Raw genomic sequence first — 21,916 nt, forward strand, 5'->3', positions numbered from 1 at the left:
TACGTCTCGACGAACACCGGGCACACCGGCCGCAGGCTACTTGCTCGCGGCGAGGCGCCGCATGATTTCCGCACGCTCGGCGCTCAGTACATGATCCGAGGCGTCGCCGCGCTCATAGCGCCTGGTTGTCCGGTAGGAAAACCGCTTCTTGTACAAACTGGTTGCGGGATCGAACGCCCACGCATCGACTTCGAAAAAGTGCTTGCCGAAATGATCCTCGTTGTCGGCCCACACGAAGTCCGCCCGAACGAACACCGGATAGGGCGACACGTCCGGCACCTTCCACATCGCGCGGTCGGCCGACTCCGTCTGCGTGACTTCCGGCATCAGGTTCTCGATCTTGCCGTTCGCGCCATAACGCAGGATCGCCACGCGCTCCAGCATCCCGCTGCCGCCGCCCGAGAACATTCCCGAGAAGAACACCCAGGAGCCGCCCGACGCAATCGGCAGCCGTTCGGACCGTGGCATCAGTCCGAACTGGTAAAGCTCCTTCGGCGAATTGGGAAGCGGCGTGGGCGGCATCTGGAAACACGGCGCACGGTCGGGAAGCACGCAGAGTTTCACGCCGGACAGCGGGAGTCCGTCGCTGTCCGTCCGCCCCTCCGCCTGGGTGAAACGCGGGAATGCGAGTTCGCTGGATGCGGCTTGAACATTGGCGACGCCAACGACAGAAAAGCCCAGGATCACCGCGAGCGTCTTACCGATCCAGCGCATACACCACCCTCTCTCATTTTTCGAATGACGCAGATTGTCGATGATCTGGCCGACTTTTGCCGAAAATCATTGCGACTTCATGCCATGCGCCGCTTGCGGAGGGCAACCTCCAGCATCTCGGCCGGCGAAAGCTCCCGCCCGTCGTACCCGGCGCCGAAGTAGGCGTCTGGCCAGAAGATGAGATCCGAAATGCGGTCGTCGCCCGTATTGACCGACAGACATCGAACCCAGTAATCGATCAGCGCCTGGCCGCCGCGACACGCGCAGACAGCATCGAGCAGTTCCACAAGCTCGGGCTCCGACAGACCGGTCGGGACAGCATGCCGGTCGATTGCCAGCTGCTTCGCAAATTCGTCGGCACTCGTCGAACCAAACGCGCCGAGCACATCGGTGTGATCGACATCGTCACCAAGCAATCGGGAAATCTGCTACAACTCCGCGCCGTATTCACGTCCGTTCTCGTGCAGTTGAAATACGGCTCTCGTCAGCGGCAGCAGGTGTCGAAGCTTGTCGTGGTCGACGGGGTCGTGCAGTTCGGCTCGCATGCGTGTTCCGGTTCCGACGATGCAGCGACTATTTGGACTCTGCAATCGCAGAAATGCAGAGCGCATGATCGGCGATCCGTTCGCGACCGTAGATTTGCTCGCACCGTATCAATCCCGCATATAGATGCTCGAACGTGGGCATGTCGACCGTCAGTTCCTTCAAAGCGTCGTATCCTCGCACGCACCGGTTACTGCGAAGGTAATAAGTAGACGGCGAGTGCCTCACACCAGGAAATGCGGGAAAGACTCTCGGCAATTGCTGCGGGGCGATCGGCGAACTCGGCAGAATCGACGACGTGCTTGCGACGAGAAAATCGTCGAAGCGCATCAACGCGGATACGGCAGTCTGCATGCAAAACTCGGCGGTTTCCTCAGGCGACTCGTCAGGCGACGGAGCCGGAAAAGTGAAAATCATGCCCAGACCAAAGCGAGGTTTAGGCGCACCGAAGAATGGCCATTGAGAAAACGGAAACTGTGCGAACGCATCGAACGCATACATCACGAGAACCCCAAGCAGCAGATATTTTCGCAAGAGCAAGTATTCCGATTCGAGATGAGTGTCGATTCAGCCAGATGCAAACTCGATTCCGGGCCCTGGCGTGATTTGCCTGAACGCTAACCAAGGGACCAATAAATTCCGGCGCCAGCATCAACGATGAACACGAGCGCAATGAGGAGGCAGACAACTCGCCAGATACCGCGCAGGCGAGTCGCCCCGAAATACGATCCGACCACGCCGACACACAACGTCACGGGCCAATATTCAGCGCCAGCAGCAAGCACGACGAGATAAAAAGGCCAATCAATGGTGATGTCAGTCATCCCGGAATGCTCGGTTGCGTGCGTGGCGCATGCGTTCGCTCATGGCTTGAATGATATCGCTCAGTCGCCGGAGGCGCCTCCCGCCGCCTGATGACACACCACCTCGATATTGTGCCCATCCGGCCCGATGACGAACGCCGCGTAGTAGTTCGCGTGGTAATGCGGCCTCAGCCCCGGCGCGCCGTTGTCCTTCCCGCCGGCCGCCAGCGCCGCGCGATAGAAAGCATCGACTTGCTGCCGGTTGTCGGCCGCGAACGCGATGTGAAGATGCGCCGGTTTCTCCGTCGTCTGGAACAGGCACAACGAAGGCTTGCCCGGCGGAGAAATCTCGATGCCGTACGAAGGCTCGCCCTCCCCCTGCACCACGACGCCAAGCGGTTCAAGTGCATTCAGGAAAAACGCCTTGCTGGCTGCAAAGTCGCTCACGCCGAATTTGACATGGTCAAACATGACTCCCCCTCGGATAGATGGGTCTGCCGGCACCCGGACGGAATGTGGAAATCACCGCGATGTTGCCACACGTAGCCGTCGCCGGCCCCCCCGCTCGCGACCGAACAAAAAAAGCCCGACACAGTCGGGCCAACGAGCGAGATGCAAGGAGAGATCCCGCTCACCCCTCATCGAGCGGTCACACCGTACGACCTGACGTCATCGTGATCCTGGCGATGGCCGACTACCGGGCGCGGCGTTGCAACCGATCGTCGATCGACAGGCTTGCCAGGAAGGATTCGGAAAGAAACGGTTACTGCGCAACCGGCGTGCCGGATGAACCGTCCGCCGGCATGGTCGGCAAGGGAATGGCCGCGCTGTTCGACCCGTTGCCCGTTGCGCCGGCTGTATTCGTGGTGCCCGTCTGTCCGCGGCGGCCGCGGTGCGCGCCACGCGCGACCGGCGGCGCGCTCGCGGCAACCGGCTGTATCGGCGGATGCGCGATGTACTGGAAGTTGTCATTGATCGCGCTATTGCCCGTATCGTAAGACCGGTGCACGAACACGCTGCTGGTCACCGGTTCGCTGGCTTGCGCGAACGCCAGCGGCACGGCGGACACCGTCGCGGCGGCCGCCGCCGCGCTCAACGCGGCGATCCGCACGAGCGAACCGGCATCGCGGACTGTCGGGCGTACTGTCACGTTAGGTTTCCTCCAATGTGCATCCGGTCGGCGATCGTTCGGCCGCCGGTGGCGCCCGCCCGAAAAATTGGCCCGCACCGGAAAGCGCGGGCCCAACCGAGAACACAACAACACCTTGGGGGGGTATCAAGGCGAGGCCAGTCTAGCCCGAGCCGCCCGAAAGAAAATTTCAGGCCAAATTACAGCTATTACTCCATATGACGAAGCCTCGGCCGCAGTCGTATGCGGCCAAGTGGTGACGCATCGTCCGCGAGCCCGCGTAACGACTTGGCTCCGCGCGTCGTTCGCCGGCGCGCTTCAACCTTCCATTTGCCCTGCAAACGCAGTCGCCGTCAAAGCCAGCGGCGTTGCCATTCGCGTAAGCCCCGGATGCCGCACGCACACCCTGCAACGAGCCCGATCAACGCGCGCCAGACAGATGCAGCGTGAACCATTCCACCGCCGCCTGGCTGGTTGCATCGAAGTGCTCGATATACGGCGTGAAATGTCCGCCCTCGAGCAAGAGCAAGCGCTTCGGCTCCAGCGCGCTCTCCCATGCCTTGAGGCACAGATCGGTGGGCGTCAGCAGATCCTGGTCGGCCACGATCATCAGCAACGGCGTGGGCGAGATGCGATCGGCATACTGGCCCGGCTCGTTCTCGCGCGACAGCTCGGCGCTGCGCAACGTCACTTCGTTTTTCCAGTTCGGCGCACACCGCGCCGCCGACTCGGTGAAGAACCGGTACGCATCCGCACCGGCCATCGCACAGGCCGTCGCGGGATCGGCGCTGACTGCCGGCAACATCGCCGGCGGGCCGCCCGCGAATCGCTGCCTGCGATCTTCAGCGAAGCGAGCCAGCATCGCCGGCACCAGATCGGAACGCGTACGGCGCAATGCCGACCGATAGCCGCTGATCGTCGGCACCTGCGACACCACGCATTTGACGCGCCGGTCGATCGCCGCGACTTCGAGCACGTGGCCGCCGCTGTAACTGGTGCCCCAGATGCCGATGCGCGCGGCGTCGACGTCCGGGCGGGTAAGCAGATAGCTGATCGCGTCGCGATAGCCGCGCTTCTGTTGCACGGGGTCGATCTCCTGACGCGGATACCCGTCGCTCGCGCCGAAATTCCGGTGATCGTAGAGCAGCACGCCGAAACCGCTGGCGGCGAACACTTCGGCGTAGCGGTCCAGATATTGTTCCTTCACGCCGGAGAAACCGTGCGCCATCACGATGGCCGGATACGTTGCCGTATCGGCGATGCGCCGCGCCGGCTCGTAGTACCAGCCTCGCAGCGTGGCGGCTTCGGACAGGAATTCGATGTCGTGTCGCGTCATGTCGGCTTACCTCGTTCGGTCGGTGGGTTCGATGACCGACACGATAAGCGTGCGCGCCGCGCCCTGCGTTTGCTGGAAAGACGTGTGCTACGCGGAATCGGACAGTTTCGCGTAAGCGCTGGGCGTCATGCCGGCAAACCGGCGAAACACGGTCGAGAAGGCACTCGCGGTTTCGTAGCCGAGTTCGGCCGCGACGGCGATCACCGAGCGTCCCGACGCCAGTAGCGGGCGCGCGGCCGAAATCCGGGCCTGCTGGCGCCACTGGCTGAACGACAGCCCGGTTTCGGCAGTGAAAAGCCGGGCCAGTGTCCGGCTCGACGCACCGACTGCATCGGCCCATTCCGCCAGCGTTCGCGGATCGGCCGGATTCGCCAGAATCGCGTCGCAGACTCGGGCAAGACGCCGGTCCTGGCCGGAAGGCAGCCGCAACGGCTGCTCGGGGGACCACTCGATTTCGGCCAGCATCAGCTGGATGACGAGATCGTCGCGTCCGTCGGGATGGATCTCGACCGGGAACGACGACGCGCGCACGATCAATTCACGCAGCAGCGGCGACACGTTGACGAGGCTCGGCCGATTCGGGGTTGCCGATCGGTATGCGCGCGGGTCGACGTAGGCGGTGCGCAATTCAAGGGGCCCGTGGGCGCGCATCGCGTGCGGCAGGTCGGGCGGAATCCACAGTGCGCGATGCGGCGGGATCATCCAGAGTGACTGGCACGCGATGACTTCGGCGATGCCCGTCGTGGTGTAGACGAGTTGTGCGCGCCGATGCCGATGCTCCGGGACGACGAAACCATCGGGGAATGCTTTCGGCATGACGGCGGCGATACCGGGTGCATGCTGGTAGTCGCGCGGGTCGGTGCTCTTCGTCACGCGTGCGATACCGGCACGCTTCGCCACTGCCGCCGTGTTTTGCTCGATCGCGTTGCCGTGGCCGCGCCCTTCGACCTTCATCGCTCGTCCTCTCATTTGTGCGGAATCGCCAGGTCATGCGGTCCCGGCGAATCGGACAGATGATACGAGAATGTCGAATCCCGGGGATCGCGGAATGAAGCAGCGAATCGGTCACGAGATCGCGCTGTCGATTCGCTGTACCGCGCACTCGATACGTCGCGTTGAACTTCCGGTCTCGCCGGTTTCGGCGCAGTCTGCGCGATCTTGGAAGTTCTGTTCCGTGCTGCTATCGTTGAGCACCTTTTGAAGATTTGGGAGCGGGAGATACATGCCCTTGATCTTGCGTCGAGCGATTGCGGCCGATGCCGCGGAGGTAGCCGAAGTCTATCTCCGGTCGCGCAACACGCTGGCATCCTACGCGCCGCTCGCGCATTCCGAAGCCGCCGTCCGCGACTGGGTTGCCAACATCCTCGTGCCTTCGGGCAACGTTACCGTTGCCGTGAACGATCAGCGCATCGTCGGCATGGCCGCACACGTGGTCGCCGACGGCGTGGCGTGGCTTGACCAGTTGTATGTGTGCCCCGAATTCAAGCGACGCGGGATTGGCGCTTCCCTCCTGGAATCGGTGAAATCGCAGACGGTCGGCAGGCTCCAGCTCCATACGTTCCAGATGAATCGCGATGCTGCCGCGTTTTATGAACGGCACGGGTTCATTGCGGTTGCATACAGCGATGGAAGCAGGAACGAGGAAGGTTGTCCCGATGTTTTGTATTGCTTGATGCGGTAACTTTCGGCTCGCATCATTTGTCTTGTCCGTCGTCGGCAAGATTGAAGGATTGCTCGGAGTCGGAAACGATGAGGGCTTTCGTGGGCAAACGCCAAATGCGGCCGTTCGACACGAAGCCCGGAATCATCGACAATCACCGAGACCACACGTTAAAGCTTATGCACTGTCCATACTGTTCCGCCGATCTCGTTGAAACGACCGGCGGAGCGCTCCGGTGTTCCTTGTCGGGGGCGCTTTTTAGCGCCGCTGTTCGGGAGCAATTCGAGACGCTTGCGCTGAAAGGCCCCTCTTTAACTTGCAAGTCGGCGCAGTTCAGGCTGGGACGATGGTTTTGCCCTTCCTGCGGCAAGGAAACCGACAACGGAGTTTGCGGCAAATGCGGCCTGATGATCACCGGTCGGCTAGCACGACAACTGCTGGAATTGAATCCACACGAGCGCAACTGAATGTATCGTCAAAATAAGGACAGACAGGCGAAGGGCAGTCAGAAATGCCTACTGCACATTATTTAGACGCGGCTTTTAGACGCGAGGGGAATAAGAAGTGGGCTCATGGAGCCGATGCAAGTGTGATCAATTCGTTCACGAAACCTGTTTTGCGGAACAAGCATATCTCTGCTCGCGACGGAAGGCTTCCTCGATGAGGATCATGTCGCAAAAGGCGCGGATGATCTGATCGCTGATCTCGCTCGGCGGTCCGAACTTCTACTTACATGCTGGAACTGCGGACGAAAAATCTTGGTGAGGGAGACCAAAGACGTGTTCGAGGCCCGGTTCTTCAAGCCGGAACAAGACAGATAAAATTTAAATCTGCAGGGGGTTCGCATGGCGCATCGAACGGCCGCTTCGAGAATCATCGAAGGACCGCAATGGGTCGGAACCCGCCGGACCGACGCCGCCCCGATACCGGCCGCTCGACGACGCGGCCGGATTCCATGACAATCTCTCCTGTCCCGTTCGTTCAGGGCAGGTCAATCCACGATGAACCCCCATGAAAGACTGGTTGAAATAGCACGACAGTCATCCTGGTGTATGTCTGCGCTGTCCGCGGTACGTACCATGGGCCTCGAGTCCTGGTGTATCGGCGCTGGGGCCATTCGCAATCTGGTCTGGGACTCGCTTCACGGATATGCGGCTCCGACACGATCCGCTGACGTCGATGTGGCCTACTTCGACCCGTCCGATTTGTCGCCGACGCGCGATGCGGAAATCCGGCGCGGCCTCACGGCGCAGCGTCCCGACATTCCGTGGGAGGTCACGAATCAGGCCGCTGTTCATCTTTGGTTCGAGAGCACATTTGGGCACCCAGTGCTCCCCCTCCGTTCACTGGCCGAAGCCGTTGCATCGTGGCCGGAATACGCGACGGCGGTAGGACTGACTTTGCTCAGGAACGGGACGATTGAAGTCTGCGCACCATACGGACTCGACGACCTCTTTTCCATGGTCGTACGACGCAATCCAGCGCGCGTCAGCATTGATACCTACCATCGGCGAATCGAGCAGAAAAGATACACGGACCGCTGGCCCCGAGTTACCGTCATCGCTTAGAAAAACCACCGGCTGTGAAGGGAGGGGTTGCCGACATAAGTCGCCCATAAACCGTCAATAGACGCGAAAGGATTTCCCGAGTGTTCACAACAGCGTTCGTCGTTGAGGTTGCCGCGGCCGAATCAGCGGTAGCGGACCTCCGGAGCCGGTTTGATGCTAGCTGCAACTTGGGCGTTCCGGCGCATATCACCGTTCTGTTTCCTTTCATGCCGCCTGTCGAAATTACACCCGATGTAGTTCGTCAGGCGGAAAGCGCACTGAGTGTTGTGCCGTCGTTCGAGTTTTCGTTGACGAAGGTCGGGCGGTTCGCGGTTACCACCTACCTTTCGCCCGATCCGCCAGCCCCGTTCATCGCCTTGACAACTGCACTGGTCGAGCGATTCCCCAGGTTCCGCCCTTACGGCGGTGCACACGATGGCGTCGTTCCACATTTGACTGTCGCGCACGGGGACGCTGCGACAGCACGTTTTGCTGCCGTTGAGCTCGAACGTCGGCTGTCTGCCCGGCAGGCGATTCGAACGTGCTGCAACTCCGTGGCGCTATTGGAAAATTCGTCTGGTCGCTGGAGGCGCATGCATGTCATTGATCTTCCGAAGATCAAGGCGCCACAGTCCGGTCTCGATAGTTGAACTACCGTGCCGGGCGTCTGGCCCGTCCGGAGGGAACGGCTCGTGCAGGACAACGAATTCCGCCCCATGCCCGTATCGCGACTGACGCATCCCGCACGTTACGTAATCCGCAGGAACATCCCCGCCTTCTCGGGCAACAGCGACGGTTGAAAACCGTAGCGCGCGTAGAACTTCGGCGTCCCGTGATCCGCCATCAGGCTGACATAGGCGGTCGGCGGCGCATGCTCGTGAATGTAGCCCATGAGTGCCCGCATGATCTGGTCGCCCACGCCTTTCTTCTGGTGAGCCGGCAATACCGCGATATCGACGATCTCGAAGAAACAGCCGCCGTCGCCGATTACCCGGCCAATTCCGACCGGGACGCCGTCGCAATACGCTACGACACTGAACAGACCATTCCTCAACCCGATCGTCGCGGCCTGCTCCGACTTTCTGCTCAACCCCGCGGCAAGACGAATGTCGATGTAGTCGGATACCGACGGGACTTCCTGTCGAACAACGTATTCCATGCGAACCCTTCAGGTTGGCCGTACAGGCAGAGGAAACGACCTCGCCGCGCATGCGTACCTCGAACCCGGCACCCGAACGCGCGCATCGGACCAGACCATGACCATGAATCCGGCGAGGCGATGGACCGCTGGTGCGGCCACCCACCATCCACTGCCTCGCCAAACCCGCAAAGCGCCTCAAAGAATCCGATCCAGCGCATCCGCAAACCGCGCAACCGCCCCATCGACATCGTGCAGCTTGTCGAGACCGAACAACCCCAGGCGGAAGGTCTTGAAATCCTCCCCCTCGTCACATTGCAACGGAACGCCAGCCGCGATCTGCAAGCCAACGTCGGCGAACTTCTTCCCGGTTCGAATCCCGTCGTCGTCCGTATAGCTGACCACGACACCCGGCGCCTCGAACCCTGGCGCCGCGACACTCCGGAATCCCTTTTCAGCCAGCAGCGCGCGAATGCGTTTACCCAGCTCGAGCTGCTCCTCTTTCACCTTGTCGAAGCCATACGCCTCGGTTTCCTTCATCACATCCCACAGCGTCGCGAGGCTGTCCGTCGGCATCGTCGCGTGGTACGCGAACCCGCCGCCCTCATAGGCTTCCATGATCTGCAGCCACTTGCGCAGATCGCACGCGAAGCTGGTGCTGGTCGTGCCGTCGATGCGTTCGCGGGCCAGCGCGCCGAGCATGACCATCGCGCAGCACGGCGACGCGCTCCAGCCTTTCTGCGGCGCGCTGATCAGGATATCGACGCCGCTCGCCTGCATGTCGACCCACACCGTGCCGGATGCGATGCAATCCAGCACGAACATCCCGCCGACCGCATGCACGGCATCCGCCACGGCGCGCAGATACCCGTCGGGCAGCATCATCCCGGACGCGGTTTCGACGTGCGGCGCAAAGACCAGATCCGGCTTGTGTTCCTTGATCGCGGCGACCACTTCATCGATCGGGGCCGGCGCATACGCGGCCTGCCGTCCCGCTTCGACCGGGCGCGCCTTCAGCACCGTCGTTTCGGACGGAATGCTGCCCATGTCGAAGATCTGCGACCAGCGGAAGCTGAACCAGCCATTGCGGATGACCAGGCACTTCCTGTTCGTTGCGAACTGCCGCGCGACGGCTTCCATGCCGAACGTCCCGCTGCCGGGGACGATCACGACGGACTTCGCGTTGTAGACTTTCTTCAGCGTGCCGGAGATGTCGCGCATGACGCGCTGAAAGCGCTGCGACATATGGTTGACCGAGCGATCGGTGTACACCACCGAATATTCGAGGAGCCCCTCGCGGTCAACATCGGGAAGTAATCCTGGCATGCTCGCCTCCGGTGAAAGATGAACGATGGAATCTGGGCAAGCAGTGTCCGTCATGCGATACCGCGCTGCACCCATGCAATTGCGTTATTGTCTCGACGAAAGCAGATTCTAACGAACCCCGCACGCCGCTTGGCGCATATTTTGTCGGCCGCCCGGCGCATGCCCGACGTGGGCGCCCCGCGGCCGTCCACGCCGACCGTTGCAGCGCACGAAGCCCTCGAAGCCCTGTTCCATGTATGGACAAATGGCACTTTCGCCGCGTGCCGCCTACCATGTCGACTCCCCCCTTCACGACAGAGTCTTCGATGATCCCCAACCGAGCATCATCACGGCAGCCGTCGGCCGATCCCGCGCTCGCCGAGCGCGTCGATGCGGTACTGTCCCGCCAACTCGAAACGCAACGCCTCGTCGGTGTGGTCGTCCTGATCGCACGCAACGGCGAACTCGTCTATCGCCGCGCAGCCGGGTTCGCCGACCGCGAAGCGCGCACGCCGATGCAGGAGGACACGCTGTTCAGGCTCGCGTCGGTGACGAAGCCGATCGTCTCGGCGGCCGCCATGGCGCTCGTTGCACAGCACAAGCTGTCGCTCGACGACGACGTCACGCGCTGGCTGCCCGAGTTCCGTCCGGCGCTGCGTGACGGCAGCGTGCCGGTGATCAGGGTGCGTCACCTGCTCACGCACACCGCCGGCCTCGGCTATCGCTACGCGGAAGCCGACGCGATGTGCGCGTATGCACGAGCGGGTGTCTCCGACGGGCTCGATGGCGCATCGATCACGCTCGCCGAAAACCTGCGCAGGATCGCGAGCGTGCCGTTGCAGTACACACCCGGAACCGGCTGGAACTACTCGCTCTCGATCGACGTCGTCGGCGCGGTCATCGAGGCCGTCAGCGGGCTGCCGCTCGCCGCTGCAATCGATGCGCTGGTGCTCCGCCCGCTCGGCATTCGCGACACGGGATTCGTCGCACGCGACGCCGCGCGGCTCGCGACGCCCTACGTCAACGACACGCCGCAGCCGCATCGGCTCGCCGAGGGCGAAACCGTGCCCATCTTCGAGGGAACCGTCGGCGTGACGTACTCGCCGTCGCGCGCGCTCGACCCGGAAGCGTTCGCGTCGGGCGGCGCCGGGATGGTCGGCACCGCCGGCGACGTGCTGAACGTGCTCGACACGCTACGGGCGGGCGGCGGCACGCTGCTGCCGGCCGACCTGGTCGACGAGATGGGGCGCGTCCACACCGGCAACCTCGCGTTGCCCGACCTGCCCGGCGCGGGTTTCGGGATCGGATTTTCGGTGTTGCGCGACCCGCAAGCGGCCGCGTCGCCGGAGTCCGTGGGCACCTGGCGCTGGGGCGGCGTCTATGGCCATTCGTGGTTCGTCGACCGCGCCCGCGGGCTCACCGTCGTGTCGCTGTCGAACACGCTCTACGAAGGAATGAACGGCCAGTACACGCTCGATCTGCGCGACGCGGTCTACGGCGCAGGCTGACACGCGCCACCACGCGCAACAAAAAAGGCCCGACACGGTCGGGCCAATGAGTCGAGACACAAGGAGAATCCCGCCCACCCTACCGGGCGGGTTACGCCGCGCTACACGACGTTCTTTTCGACGATCGGCCGGTTTTCCAGCACGCGCGACCAGCCGAGCGTCGACAGGTCGAGCGTGTCGTAACGCCCGCCCAGAATGAGTTCACTGACGCCGCGCCCCGTCGCCGGCCCTTGCTGCAGCCCGTGGCCGCTGTAGCCGTTCGCGAACACGACGTTGTCGAGTTCCGGGTGATACCCGATGATCGCGTTGTGGTCGAACACGTTGTACTCGTAGTACCCGGACCAGCAGTTCTCCACGCGCAATGCCTCGAACTCCGGCACGCGATTCGCGAGCGTCGGCCAGATCACCTCGTCGAACAGGTCGTGATCGACTTCGTCGAGCGGCAGGTCGTCCGGGTCGCGATCCGGGCTCGGCGACGTCCCGCAGATATACGTGCGCCCTTCCGGCCGGAAATACACGCCGGTCGGATCGATCAGCAGCGGGCAATCCGTGAGCTTCGCCGGCGACGACACGTTGAAGATGCTGCGGCGCCGCGCATACACGGGAATGTCGATGCCCATCATCGACGACAGCGTGCGCGTCCACGCACCGGCCGCGTTGACCAGCGTGTCGCACGCATAACGCTCGCCGTCGCCCGTCACGACGTGTGTGATCTTGCGTCCGTCGCGCTCCACCGACTTCACATCGGCCGCCACATAACGCGCGCCGAGCGCCTGCGCCTTCTTGCGCAGCGCCTGCACGAGCCCGTAGCCGTCGAACCAGCCTTCGCCGCTCACGCCATACGCGCCGGACACGAGATCGTCGACGTTCAGCCACGGAAACTTCGCGCGCAGCGCATCGCGATCCATCAGCCGGATGTCCGCGCCGAGGCTCGTCTGCAACGCATGGTTCTCGCGCAGCGTCGCATCGCCGGCCGGCGTCGCGAGGAACAGGTAGCCGCCTTCGTGCAGGTCGATCGACGGCCGGTGGCCGTCCACTTCGAGCCGTTCGCCGATCGTGCGCAGGAAGTCGATGCCGAACAGCGACATCTCGATCGACAGCGGCGTCGAGAACTGCTGGCGAATCGACGCGGCCGACAGCGCCGACGACGATCGCGCGTAGGTGGGGTCGCGCTCGATGACGGTCACGGAAACCGTGGGATCGGTGGCGCGCAGGAAATAGGCGATCGAGCTGCCGATCACACCACCGCCGACGATGACGACTTGAGAACTCACGACTGACTCCCGTTGCACATGTTGGGCGCGGCCAGCCGGCCCCACCCGTGGGTTGTTCGTGCCGCGTCACGCGCGGCGTCGCGTGGGCAGGCTCGTGCGGCGGCAACACCGGCGTGCGCCGCGAGCGCAACCGGTCGCCGATGGCATTTCAGCACGTCCGGCATCGCCGCGAAAGTCCGCGCGCGTGGTGCGTTCAATCCGCCGATTTCGTCGTGACGGGCTGCCACGCGGCGTTCTTCACCTCATACAGCGTCGAGCTCGGGTTCTTCAGGTCGCCCGTGTTCGTGAACGCGATCGTGCCCGTGATGCCGTCGTAGCGCGTGCCCTTCAGCGCGCCGTTGAAATCGGCCGGCTTCGTCGAGTTCGCCTTCTGCATCGCATTGATTGCGATCCACGTCGCGTCGTACGCGAACGGCGCATACGCGAGCATGTCGATGCCGTACTTCTGCTTGAATTTCGTTTCGAACTCCTTGCCCTTCGCGAGGCGCGACAGCGGCTGCCCGTATTCCCACACGGCCGCGCCTTCCGCCGCATTGCCGGCCAGCCTGATGAAGTTCGCGTTCATCACGCCGCCGCCCGCGAGGAACTGCGCACGGATGCCGAGCTGGCGCATGCGCTTCACGAGCATCGCGGCCTGTGCGTCAAGCCCGCCGAAGAACACCAGATCGGCCTGGGTGCTCTTGATCTTCGTGAGCTGTGCGCTGAAGTCCACCGCCTTGTCGTTCGTGAATTCGCGCGCGACGATCGTGCCGCCGTTCGCCTTCACGGCCTTCTCGAATTCGTCGGCTTCGCCCTGGCCGAACGCGGTGCGGTCGTCGATGATCGCGATGCGCTTCGCCCGGGTCACGCTCGCCGCATAGGCGCCTGCGTTGCCGGCGTTCTGCGTGTCGGTTGCGATCACGCGGTACACGGTGCCGAGACCGGCGCGCGTGATGTCGGGATTGGTCGCCGACGGCGTGATCATCGGAATGCCGGCCTTCGCGTAGATCTTCGAGGCGGGCAGCGTCGTGCCGGAATTGAAGTGGCCGATCACGACGGCCACCTGCGCGTCCGCGAGCTGCTGCGCGGCCTGCACGCCGGTGCGCGGATCGCTCTGGTCGTCCTGCGACGCGACGACGAACTTCACGGGCTTGCCGCCCACCGTCGTATGCGCGGCATTCGCTTCGTCGACGGCCATGCGCACGCCGTTCTCGATGTCCTTGCCGTACGCGGCGCCACCGCCCGTCAGCGGGCCGGCCACGCCGACCTTGACGACCGTCTCCTGCGCATGAACCGCGCCGGTCTGGAGCGCGAGGATCGCGGCGGTCAATGCGACGCCGGAAAGCGAACGAATGCGGAACGTCATGACAATCCTTGTTCTGGGGGCCGGGATGCAACGCGCGACCGCCGCGCGTCGGCAACTTCCCGCGTGCCGGTCATCTCGTCCGCCGCCGGGGCGTCATGCGATGCCCGCAAACCGGCCGGTCGATCGCCGCGGCTCCGTCTCCGAAGAGCCTTTCATCGCGAAAGAGGTGAATGGATTGTGGGTAGCCAATACCCGTGCAGCAAACGAAAATTCGGAACTATGTTGTGAGGATTTATCATCAAGTTCCGCGTTCGCGGCCGGCCCGCGGCCCGCGCAACGGCGGGCCGTGGGTCGATAGTCGCCGTGGGATACCGCGCCGGCGCCCGTCCATCAAGGCCGGCGGCGGTCATGCCGGCGGCTCATCACCATTGCAATGAAGACCCGGCCGGCCAGCGCGACGCCTGCGGCGCCGCGTCATCGGTCAGCGCCGATCGGTGCCCGTCTGCTTGCGCACCGCATCGGCCGCCTCGCCGGCCTGCTCCTGAATCCTGCCGGCCTGCTGTTCGGCGACGCCTTCCGCTTCCGTCTTGCGGTCGCCCGTCACCTTGCCGAGCGCTTCCTTGACCGAACCCTTGACCTGCTTGAGCCTGCCTTCGATGCGATTCCTGTCCATGGTCGTCTCCTGCGATGGTTGGGGAGAACCGGCGATGTGACGGCCAGCGCCGCACCGCCGAATGGACAGGATCGCAAGCGGGCGCCGCGCGCGGCAGATGCGGATGCACCAGCGCACATGGTGCATTCGTACCGACGGCGTCAGTCCTTGCCCTTTTCGCCACCCTTCTCGCCGCGCGCGCCATTCGCGTCGGCCGCGCCGACGATCCCGCGTTCGCGCGCCCACACGATCGCCTCGCCGCGGCTGTGCACGTCGAGCTTCGCGTAGATCGTCGCGACGTGATTGCGCACGGTGTTCGGCGCGAGCCCGAGGCGGCCGGCGATTTCCTTGTCGGCCAGGCCGTGGCACAGCAGGTCGAACACGTCGCGCTCGCGCGCGGTCAGGTCCGACAGCTGGGCGCCCGCATCCGGCGCATTCGCGCGCCGCACGTTCGCGAGCTTCTCGATCAGCGTGCGGCTGAACCATGACGCATCCTGCATCGCCGTTTCGATCGCGTAGACGAGCTCCATCTCCGTGCGCTTGCGATCGCTGATGTCGAGCAGCGCGACGAGCAGGCAGTCGCGCCCGTGTATCGCGACCGGGTCGGCCGACACGACGCAATCGCGCACATCGCCTTCGCGCGTGCGAATCTGCACGTCGGCGTTGCGCACGTTGCCGTCGCGCGCGAGCCGGCCTTCGATGCGCTGCCACGCGCCGCGTTCGGCCCACAGCCCGATCTCGTCCGCGGATTTGCCGAGCAGGTCGTCCTGCGCATGGCCCGTCATCGTGGCGAACGCATCGTTCACGTCGAGCAATTCGAAGCGCTCGGCCGTGACGATCGCGGTGGCGACCGGCGCCATCCGGAACGCCGTCGCGAAGCGTTCCTCGCTCTGCCGCAGCGCGCGCTCGGCCTGCTTGCGCGGCTCGAGATCCATGAACGTGAACAGCATGCAGGCCTCGTCGTTCATGTCGATCGGCTGCCCGGCGACGACCACGGCCTTCGCGCTGCCGTCCGCGCGCTTCAGCACGGCCTCCATCTGCGGAATCGTCGCGCCTTCGCCAAGCCGCTCGATCGCGAGTTCGCGCCGCTCGGCCTGTTCGAGCACGTCGACCTCGTACACCGAGCGGCCGAGCACGTCGTCGCGCGCGTAGCCGGTCATGTCGAGAAAGCCCTGGTTGACCTTCACGTAGCGCAGGTCGGCGAGCCGGCAGATCACGGCCGGCGCCGGGTTCGCGTTGAAGGTGCGCTCGAAGCGCTCCTCGGCGCTCGCCCATTCCGTCGCGTCGTGCAGCACGAGCGCGAGGCAGTCGGGTTCGCCGGCCGCGTTCGTCAGCACGAGACTGCGGATGCGGTGGACCCAGCTCACGGTCTCGTCGGCGGCCGATTCGACTTCGACCGTCACGTCGCTGAACTCCTCGCCCGCGATCACGCGATCCATCGGATAGTGGCCGTCGCGCACCGGGTGGTTGTTCCGGTAGCGCAGCCGGAAGCGCTCGCGGTAATCGGTGACGGTCGCGCCGAGCGCCTGCAGCTCGGTCACGCCATGCATCGCGAGCGCGGCCTCGTTCGCCCAGACGATCCGCTGGTCGGGCTCGATCAGGATCACGCCCTCGGTGAGCCCCGCGATGATCTGGTGCAGCTGGCGCCGGTCGGTATGCGACTTCAGCGCCTGTTCGTTTACCTGTTCGTTCATCGAATGGTTGTCCCTGTCGTCTGCATGACCGCCGGCCCGGTTGCCGCTGCGCCGACACGCGCCACGCCGGCCGGCGCGTGGGGCGATGATCGCGTGCCGCACCGGTGCGCGACAGATGCGAATGCACTATTCGTCATAGTACATTCGCGCCGCGCCGCCTCCGTGCGGCACCTCGCCGATCCCCAAGACATCCGCCGCACCGGCTTCCCGCGCGTCCCCGCCACCACGCGCAGCGCCTCCCCTTGACGACATCCCGTGCAAACGCACTAGCCGATCAGGTGAATTTGCGCGATGTCGGCGCCCGTTCGCGTGGGTACGCTGGTACTGCATCGGCGCTCATGCGCTGCCTTTCCGAACCGTGGAGGAGAAGCACGATGAAGCTGCATCAGACACCCGATCCGACACGGCCCGAGCCGCCTCCGGACAGCCCGCCCGAACCGCCGCCCGGCACCGATCCGCCGGTTCCGCTGCCGCCCGACGTGCCGCGCCCGGACACCCCGCCGCGCGAGCCCGGCTACGACACGCCGATCGCCCGGTGACGGACGACACGGCTCGCAATCGCTCATTTGGATTTGACACGTTTTTCCCGAAGGAGGACCCATCCATGAACAAGACCCGCCACCTTTCGACGCTGCTCGCCGTCAGCGCGGCTTTCCTGCTCGGCGCCGCGCCGCTCACGAACGCGGTTGCGCAGGACGCATCGACCGACAACGGCATGAAGGCCGAATCGAACCAGCCCGTCACCGACACGTGGATCACGACCAAGGTGAAGAGCCGGCTGGCCACCGTCGACGGCCTGAAGAGCGTCGACATCAGCGTGACGACGGTCGACGGCGTCGTCACGCTGACCGGCGTGCTGCCGACGAAGATCGCCGTGAAGAAGGCGATTGCCGTGTCGCGCGCGGTCAAGGGCGTGAAGCACGTCGACGCATCCGGCCTGAAGGCAAAGGCCTGACCTCCCGGCGCGGCACGCCGCCGCGCCTTCCTTTATCCCTGCATGACAAGGAGCACACGATGAACGAGGACAAGATCAAGGGCCAGTGGAAGCAACTCTCCGGCAAGCTGAAGGCCAAGTGGGGCAAGCTGACCGACGACGACCTGGCCGTCGCGGACGGCAATCGCGAGTATCTGGCCGGCAAGATCCAGGAGCGTTACGGGATCGCCCGCGACGCGGCCGAGAAGCAGCTGAAGGAATTCGACCGCGAGCTGTAACGCGACAACGCAACCGCCGCGGCGCCCACGGCGTCGCGGCCACCAGGACAACGACATGGGCAAATACCTGATCGCCTGGCTGCTCGGCGTACCGGTCGGGCTGCTGGTGCTGTTCTATCTGATCACGCACATCTTCTGACGGCGCGGCGCCGGCGCGCGCCGCCCGTATTCCACGGCATACTACGGCGACCGCCACGACGCCCGCGCGCCATCCGCCATGCCCCAGCCACCCCTGCAGGACACCAACCATCCCGACTACGCGATCGCCGGCGACACCGTGATCCGCCGCCCGGACGGCCTGCCGCTGTGGGGCAAGGACGGCAGGCCGCTGCCGATCGAACGGCCGCACGCGTTCCGCTGCATCGGCGGCCGCTGGTTCACCGACGGCGTACACGTGATCGTGCAAGGGCAACTCGGCAGCGCGATGGCGAGGCTGTATTACTACCGGATCGAGGATGCCGATCTCGAGACATTCGAGATCCTGAACCAGCGCTACGCGCGCGATGCGCGGCAGGCGTACTACATCACCGGCAGGACGATCCGCACGCGCAGCCCGCACGCCTTCCGGCCGCTCGTCTACGAAACCTGGAACCGGCCGGCCGACGGCCGCGGCGTGACGTTCGAGCGGTGCGAGCACGAGTACATCGCGACCGACGACGAATCGATCTACATGAACGGCCGCCGCATCAACGGCTCGCATGGCGCGAGCGCGATCGGCTTCCCGGGCGGCTACTTCGCCGATGCCGATCGCGTCTACTACTACGGCCGGCCGAAGGACATCGATCGCGCGAGCTTCCTGTGCGGGCCCGACGAGGCCGGCACCCTGCGATGCACCGACCGGGCCGGCCCGATCGAATCCGGCGAGCGGCAGACGGTGCAGGAGACGCGCATGTTCGACGACTGGCGCGGCTTCTTCACGATGCGCCCCGAACTGCGGGACTACTGGTGGCATCGGCAGCAGCAGCCGGCGGCCGACACGACGGTGCGATTCGGGGACGCGACGCTCACGGGCTTCGATCCCGCGACCTTCGCCGCGCGCGAGACGCGGTTCGATTTCGGTGCGGTCGACTGGCTGTGCGGCGACGCACACGGCATTCACTGGGCATACCGGGTCAGTGCCGAGATGCCGATCGAGCTGACCCGTTTCTCCGACCAGCCGATCGATGCGCTGCGCGTGCTCGGCCCGCACTATTTCACCGATGGCGTCACGGTGTTCTACGCGTTCACGCCCTCCCAGCCGCAGCCGCTGCGCGGCGCCGATCCGGCCGCGTTCCGCGTGCTGTCGGGCGGCTGGGCGCGCGACGCGACGCGGGCGTTTCATCTCGGCGTCGTCAAGAAAGGCATCGACCCGGATCGGCTGCAGGTCGAAGGCAGCTACGCGTGGGACGGCGAGCGCCTGTTCTGCGACGGCAAGCCGCTGCAGGTCGACGTGCCGGCCAGCGCGCTCCAGGTGCTGCACCCGACGTTCCTGCGCGCCGGCGACAAGCTGTTCTTCGGGCGCCGGCCGGTCTCGACGAAACGCGTGCACCTGCCGACGCTCGAGTTCCTCGACGAAGATTTCGCGCGCGACAGCAAGCATGCGTATATCGTCGGCTACGTGAGCCTCGTCGAGATCGACGGCGCCGATCCGGCCACGTTCCGCGTCGTCGAACCGGGGACCGCGGCGGACAGCGCGCGTCGCTACGACGCGCGGACCTTGCGCGACGCGACGGCGCCGCGCGACTGACGCACGCCGCCACACGCAATCGGGCAGGACGCGGTCGCGCCCTGCCCGATCGGTCATCCTTTCCATCGGCGGCGGCCCGCCGGTGCCGGCACGGCGATCGCGCCGCCGCACGCACCGCTGGCTCCTTCGCCAGCGTTACTTCGCCGCGTTCGCCGTCATCTTGAAGATGCCCTGCGCGTTGCCGGCATCGAAACGCAGGTCGGTCACCCAGCGGCGCGCCGCCTGGTCGAACGTGCGCTTGCGCGTGATGAACTCGTAGAACGAACCCGGCACGTTGCGCTTCACCGTGCCGCCGTCGCGCGTGCGGAATTCGCGCTCGACGATATCCGCGCGATACGCGGTCTGGAACACGCGGCCCGAGCGCGAACGCTCGACTTCCGGCTTCATCGGGCGGCCCTTCGCCTTCTCGTCGTCGGCCAGCTTGAACACGTCGGCGACGCGGTCGGTCGCATGGTTGAACGCATTGCCTTCGGTCGAGATCCACGCCATTTCCGCCGATTCGAGCAGCAGCGTGTCGTAGTCGAGTTCGTTCGGCAGGTCGTGCTGGCGCGCGAACGCCCCGACGATCTCCGGCAGCAGCGCGTGCGCGGCCTCCAGCGGCAGCCAGCCTTCGCGCTCGACTTCCCACAGCAGCGCGACAGCCGCCGGCGACAGCGGATCGCGCGACGTGCTCACCACGTTCGTCACGGCCTGCTGGAATTCCTTCGAGAAACGTTCCGGATGCAGCTCGCTGACGAAGAACTGCGCGATTTCGTCCGGTGCGTCTTCATGCGCATACGCACGGCCCGTCATGCCGAGCTTGTCGAGCGGGTAGCGGCCGTTCAGGCGGAAGCCGAGCGGACGCAGGATGCGCGTGAACGCGGCCTCGCCCGGCGGCAGCGCGCCCGTGTGCGGCCAGCGCACCGTGCGCAGCGCGCCGTGGTCGAAATAGACCGAGCCGCCGCTTTCGATCGCGTCGGCCGTATACGCGCGGCCGTTCGCCGAACGTTCGAGCAGCCCTTCGAACAGCGCCATGTTCATCGCCTGCGCGATTTCCGCGCGCGTGACGACGCCGTCCTCCCATTCTGCGAGGATGGCCGGCATGTTCAGGGTCGAGAACAGGGCGTCGGTCTTCGCCTGTCCCAGCAGCTTCGTCAGCAAGCTCTCGATATTCGGATTGCGCATCAGGATTCTCGTCTCGGGGGACCGCCGGCAAACGTGCCGGCAACTCGTCGGCCGGCCGCCCAGCGGGCGCGTGGCCTTGCGTGGGGAGCATTATTCAAAGGGTTGCAGCCGAGCGTAAAGCGAGATTAAATTGATACGTGATGAGTTTTTGGAATTATCGGCCGCTCCGCTGCTCCGCCTCCCGCCTTGTGTCGCGCGGGCCTGATCGTCAGACAAACGAACATCATGCGCAAATTCAAGATCCCCAACATGGGCGCGCTCGTGGCTTTCGAAGCCGCCGCGCGCCACGAAAGCTTCACGCACGCGGCCAAGGAGCTGTTCCTGACCGAAAGCGCGGTATCGCGGCAGATCGCGACGCTCGAGGCGAGCCTCGGCGTGCGGCTGTTCGCCCGCGTGAAGCAGCGCGTCGTGCTGACGCGCGCCGGCAAGCTGTACGGCACGCAGGTGCGGCGCGCGCTGGAGGCGCTCGACCGCGACACGCTGTCGATCATCGCGCACGGCAGCGGCGGCGGCTACCTGGAGCTGGCGGTGCTGCCGACCTTCGCGTCGCACTGGCTGATCCCGCGCATCAAGAGCTTCTACGACCGCACACCCGACGTGCGCGTGAACATGGGTAGCCGCACCGACCTGTTCTCGTTCGAGGACACCCACTTCGAGGCCGCGATCCACTACGGCAAGCCGACCTGGCCCGGCACGTCGTCCGACTACCTGTTCGGCGAGGAAGTCGTGCCGATCTGCTCGCCGGCGCTGCTCGACGGGCCCGTGCGCAGCGTCGAGGATCTGCTCGCCTACCCGCTGCTGCACTCGACGACGCGCCCCGGCGCGTGGGCGCAGTGGTTCGAGACGCACGGCGTCGAGGACATCCGCACGATGCAGGGCGTGCGCTACGAGCTGCACACGATGCTGATCAGCGCGGCCGCGGCCGGGCTCGGCGTCGCGCTCGTGCCGAAATTCTTCGTCGAGGAACAGTTGCAGCAGCTCGGGCTGATGGTGCCGTGCGACGCGGCGACCGTCGGCGATTCCGCGTACTACCTCGTGTATCCGACGGAGTTCAGCCACAGCAAGCCGCTGGAGCTGTTTCGCGGCTGGCTGCTCGAGCAGGCGAGCGCGTATGCGGCGCCGGAAGGAGAAGGTGACGCGGCGGACGCAGAGGACGACGAAGACGTCGAGTGAAGCCGGCGTGCGCGGCCGTACCGCGCACGCCGCCGGAAACGTCACGCCTGACC

25 protein-coding genes are annotated in these 21,916 nt (G+C 64.9%); 10 read left to right on the plus strand and 15 right to left on the minus strand.

Annotated features, from left to right (window positions below; all coding sequences use genetic code 11):
- Positions 1 to 36: 36 nt before the first annotated feature.
- From HWX36_RS21400 to HWX36_RS21435, 8 genes are all read right to left on the minus strand, one after another.
- Positions 37 to 687, minus strand: coding sequence for a hypothetical protein (locus tag HWX36_RS21400; RefSeq protein ID WP_244136483.1), 651 nt, complete (start codon positions 685 to 687; stop codon positions 37 to 39).
- A gap of 104 nt (positions 688 to 791) precedes the next feature.
- Positions 792 to 1,130, minus strand: a complete 339-nt coding sequence (locus tag HWX36_RS21405) for a hypothetical protein (protein ID WP_175954470.1) — start codon at positions 1,128 to 1,130, stop codon at positions 792 to 794.
- A 157-nt stretch (positions 1,131 to 1,287) separates the two neighbouring features.
- The gene (locus tag HWX36_RS21410) at positions 1,288 to 1,791 is read right to left on the minus strand and encodes a hypothetical protein (RefSeq protein WP_175954472.1); all 504 of its coding nucleotides are present in this window, start codon (positions 1,789 to 1,791) and stop codon (positions 1,288 to 1,290) included.
- Positions 1,792 to 1,874: 83 nt separating this feature from the next.
- Positions 1,875 to 2,081 (minus strand): hypothetical protein, encoded by a 207-nt coding sequence (locus HWX36_RS21415; protein WP_175954474.1) that lies wholly within the window; start codon positions 2,079 to 2,081, stop codon positions 1,875 to 1,877.
- Between the two features lie 60 nt (positions 2,082 to 2,141).
- Complete coding sequence (locus HWX36_RS21420) at positions 2,142 to 2,531, minus strand: VOC family protein (protein WP_175954476.1); 390 nt, start codon at positions 2,529 to 2,531, stop codon at positions 2,142 to 2,144.
- A gap of 292 nt (positions 2,532 to 2,823) precedes the next feature.
- Positions 2,824 to 3,210, minus strand: coding sequence for a hypothetical protein (locus tag HWX36_RS21425; protein WP_175954478.1), 387 nt, complete (start codon positions 3,208 to 3,210; stop codon positions 2,824 to 2,826).
- A 400-nt stretch (positions 3,211 to 3,610) separates the two neighbouring features.
- A complete protein-coding gene (locus HWX36_RS21430) occupies positions 3,611 to 4,525 on the minus strand; it encodes an alpha/beta hydrolase (RefSeq protein ID WP_175954480.1) in 915 nt (304 codons plus the stop codon).
- Positions 4,526 to 4,612: 87 nt separating this feature from the next.
- On the minus strand, positions 4,613 to 5,479 hold the full coding sequence (locus tag HWX36_RS21435) for a helix-turn-helix transcriptional regulator (protein WP_175954482.1): 867 nt from the start codon (positions 5,477 to 5,479) through the stop codon (positions 4,613 to 4,615).
- Between the two features lie 268 nt (positions 5,480 to 5,747).
- Here HWX36_RS21435 and HWX36_RS21440 point away from each other — a divergent pair, with 268 nt between their 5' ends.
- The 4 genes from HWX36_RS21440 to HWX36_RS21455 all read left to right on the plus strand — a co-directional run bounded on the left by HWX36_RS21440 (position 5,748) and on the right by HWX36_RS21455 (position 8,382).
- Positions 5,748 to 6,206: a GNAT family N-acetyltransferase gene (locus tag HWX36_RS21440; RefSeq protein ID WP_175954484.1), complete on the plus strand. Its 459-nt coding sequence runs from the start codon at positions 5,748 to 5,750 to the stop codon at positions 6,204 to 6,206.
- A gap of 68 nt (positions 6,207 to 6,274) precedes the next feature.
- Positions 6,275 to 6,652 carry a hypothetical protein gene (locus HWX36_RS21445; RefSeq protein WP_175954487.1) on the plus strand — a complete coding sequence of 126 codons (378 nt, stop codon included), beginning with the start codon at positions 6,275 to 6,277 and terminating at the stop codon, positions 6,650 to 6,652.
- 585 nt (positions 6,653 to 7,237) lie between these two features.
- The gene (locus HWX36_RS21450; RefSeq protein ID WP_244136484.1) at positions 7,238 to 7,753 is read left to right on the plus strand and encodes a nucleotidyltransferase family protein; all 516 of its coding nucleotides are present in this window, start codon (positions 7,238 to 7,240) and stop codon (positions 7,751 to 7,753) included.
- Positions 7,754 to 7,833: 80 nt separating this feature from the next.
- Positions 7,834 to 8,382 carry a 2'-5' RNA ligase family protein gene (locus HWX36_RS21455; RefSeq protein ID WP_175954490.1) on the plus strand — a complete coding sequence of 183 codons (549 nt, stop codon included), beginning with the start codon at positions 7,834 to 7,836 and terminating at the stop codon, positions 8,380 to 8,382.
- Between the two features lie 98 nt (positions 8,383 to 8,480).
- Here HWX36_RS21455 and HWX36_RS21460 read toward each other — a convergent pair whose 3' ends face one another.
- Positions 8,481 to 8,891, minus strand: a complete 411-nt coding sequence (locus tag HWX36_RS21460; protein WP_175954492.1) for a GNAT family N-acetyltransferase — start codon at positions 8,889 to 8,891, stop codon at positions 8,481 to 8,483.
- A 177-nt stretch (positions 8,892 to 9,068) separates the two neighbouring features.
- Positions 9,069 to 10,196, minus strand: coding sequence for an aminotransferase class V-fold PLP-dependent enzyme (locus tag HWX36_RS21465; protein WP_175954575.1), 1,128 nt, complete (start codon positions 10,194 to 10,196; stop codon positions 9,069 to 9,071).
- A gap of 305 nt (positions 10,197 to 10,501) precedes the next feature.
- Here HWX36_RS21465 and HWX36_RS21470 point away from each other — a divergent pair, with 305 nt between their 5' ends.
- Positions 10,502 to 11,683: a serine hydrolase domain-containing protein gene (locus HWX36_RS21470; protein WP_175954494.1), complete on the plus strand. Its 1,182-nt coding sequence runs from the start codon at positions 10,502 to 10,504 to the stop codon at positions 11,681 to 11,683.
- Between the two features lie 101 nt (positions 11,684 to 11,784).
- On the opposite strand, the gene HWX36_RS21475 is transcribed toward HWX36_RS21470, so the two are convergent.
- The 4 genes from HWX36_RS21475 to HWX36_RS21490 form a co-directional block, all read right to left on the minus strand.
- Positions 11,785 to 12,957: an FAD-binding oxidoreductase gene (locus HWX36_RS21475; protein ID WP_175954496.1), complete on the minus strand. Its 1,173-nt coding sequence runs from the start codon at positions 12,955 to 12,957 to the stop codon at positions 11,785 to 11,787.
- Positions 12,958 to 13,150: 193 nt separating this feature from the next.
- On the minus strand, positions 13,151 to 14,302 hold the full coding sequence (locus tag HWX36_RS21480; RefSeq protein ID WP_175954498.1) for a branched-chain amino acid ABC transporter substrate-binding protein: 1,152 nt from the start codon (positions 14,300 to 14,302) through the stop codon (positions 13,151 to 13,153).
- A gap of 421 nt (positions 14,303 to 14,723) precedes the next feature.
- Positions 14,724 to 14,915, minus strand: a complete 192-nt coding sequence (locus HWX36_RS21485) for a CsbD family protein (protein WP_175954499.1) — start codon at positions 14,913 to 14,915, stop codon at positions 14,724 to 14,726.
- Positions 14,916 to 15,055: 140 nt separating this feature from the next.
- The gene (locus HWX36_RS21490) at positions 15,056 to 16,588 is read right to left on the minus strand and encodes a helix-turn-helix transcriptional regulator (protein WP_175954501.1); all 1,533 of its coding nucleotides are present in this window, start codon (positions 16,586 to 16,588) and stop codon (positions 15,056 to 15,058) included.
- A gap of 374 nt (positions 16,589 to 16,962) precedes the next feature.
- Here HWX36_RS21490 and HWX36_RS37290 point away from each other — a divergent pair, with 374 nt between their 5' ends.
- The 4 genes from HWX36_RS37290 (at position 16,963) to HWX36_RS21510 (ending at position 19,526) form a co-directional block, all read left to right on the plus strand.
- Complete coding sequence (locus tag HWX36_RS37290; protein WP_226199110.1) at positions 16,963 to 17,127, plus strand: hypothetical protein; 165 nt, start codon at positions 16,963 to 16,965, stop codon at positions 17,125 to 17,127.
- A gap of 65 nt (positions 17,128 to 17,192) precedes the next feature.
- Complete coding sequence (locus tag HWX36_RS21500; RefSeq protein WP_175954506.1) at positions 17,193 to 17,543, plus strand: BON domain-containing protein; 351 nt, start codon at positions 17,193 to 17,195, stop codon at positions 17,541 to 17,543.
- A gap of 59 nt (positions 17,544 to 17,602) precedes the next feature.
- Positions 17,603 to 17,800: a CsbD family protein gene (locus HWX36_RS21505; protein WP_175864337.1), complete on the plus strand. Its 198-nt coding sequence runs from the start codon at positions 17,603 to 17,605 to the stop codon at positions 17,798 to 17,800.
- A 217-nt stretch (positions 17,801 to 18,017) separates the two neighbouring features.
- Complete coding sequence (locus HWX36_RS21510; protein WP_175954508.1) at positions 18,018 to 19,526, plus strand: DKNYY domain-containing protein; 1,509 nt, start codon at positions 18,018 to 18,020, stop codon at positions 19,524 to 19,526.
- A 135-nt stretch (positions 19,527 to 19,661) separates the two neighbouring features.
- Here the strand turns inward: HWX36_RS21510 and HWX36_RS21515 are convergent, their stop codons facing one another.
- Positions 19,662 to 20,690, minus strand: coding sequence for a DUF1338 domain-containing protein (locus HWX36_RS21515; protein WP_175954510.1), 1,029 nt, complete (start codon positions 20,688 to 20,690; stop codon positions 19,662 to 19,664).
- A gap of 225 nt (positions 20,691 to 20,915) precedes the next feature.
- Between HWX36_RS21515 and HWX36_RS21520 the strand changes: the two genes are divergently transcribed.
- Positions 20,916 to 21,863: a LysR family transcriptional regulator gene (locus HWX36_RS21520; RefSeq protein WP_175954512.1), complete on the plus strand. Its 948-nt coding sequence runs from the start codon at positions 20,916 to 20,918 to the stop codon at positions 21,861 to 21,863.
- The last annotated feature ends 53 nt before the right edge of the window (positions 21,864 to 21,916 follow it).

The sequence above is a fragment of the Burkholderia sp. BCC0405 genome, assembly GCF_902833075.1.
GTDB lineage: Bacteria > Pseudomonadota > Gammaproteobacteria > Burkholderiales > Burkholderiaceae > Burkholderia.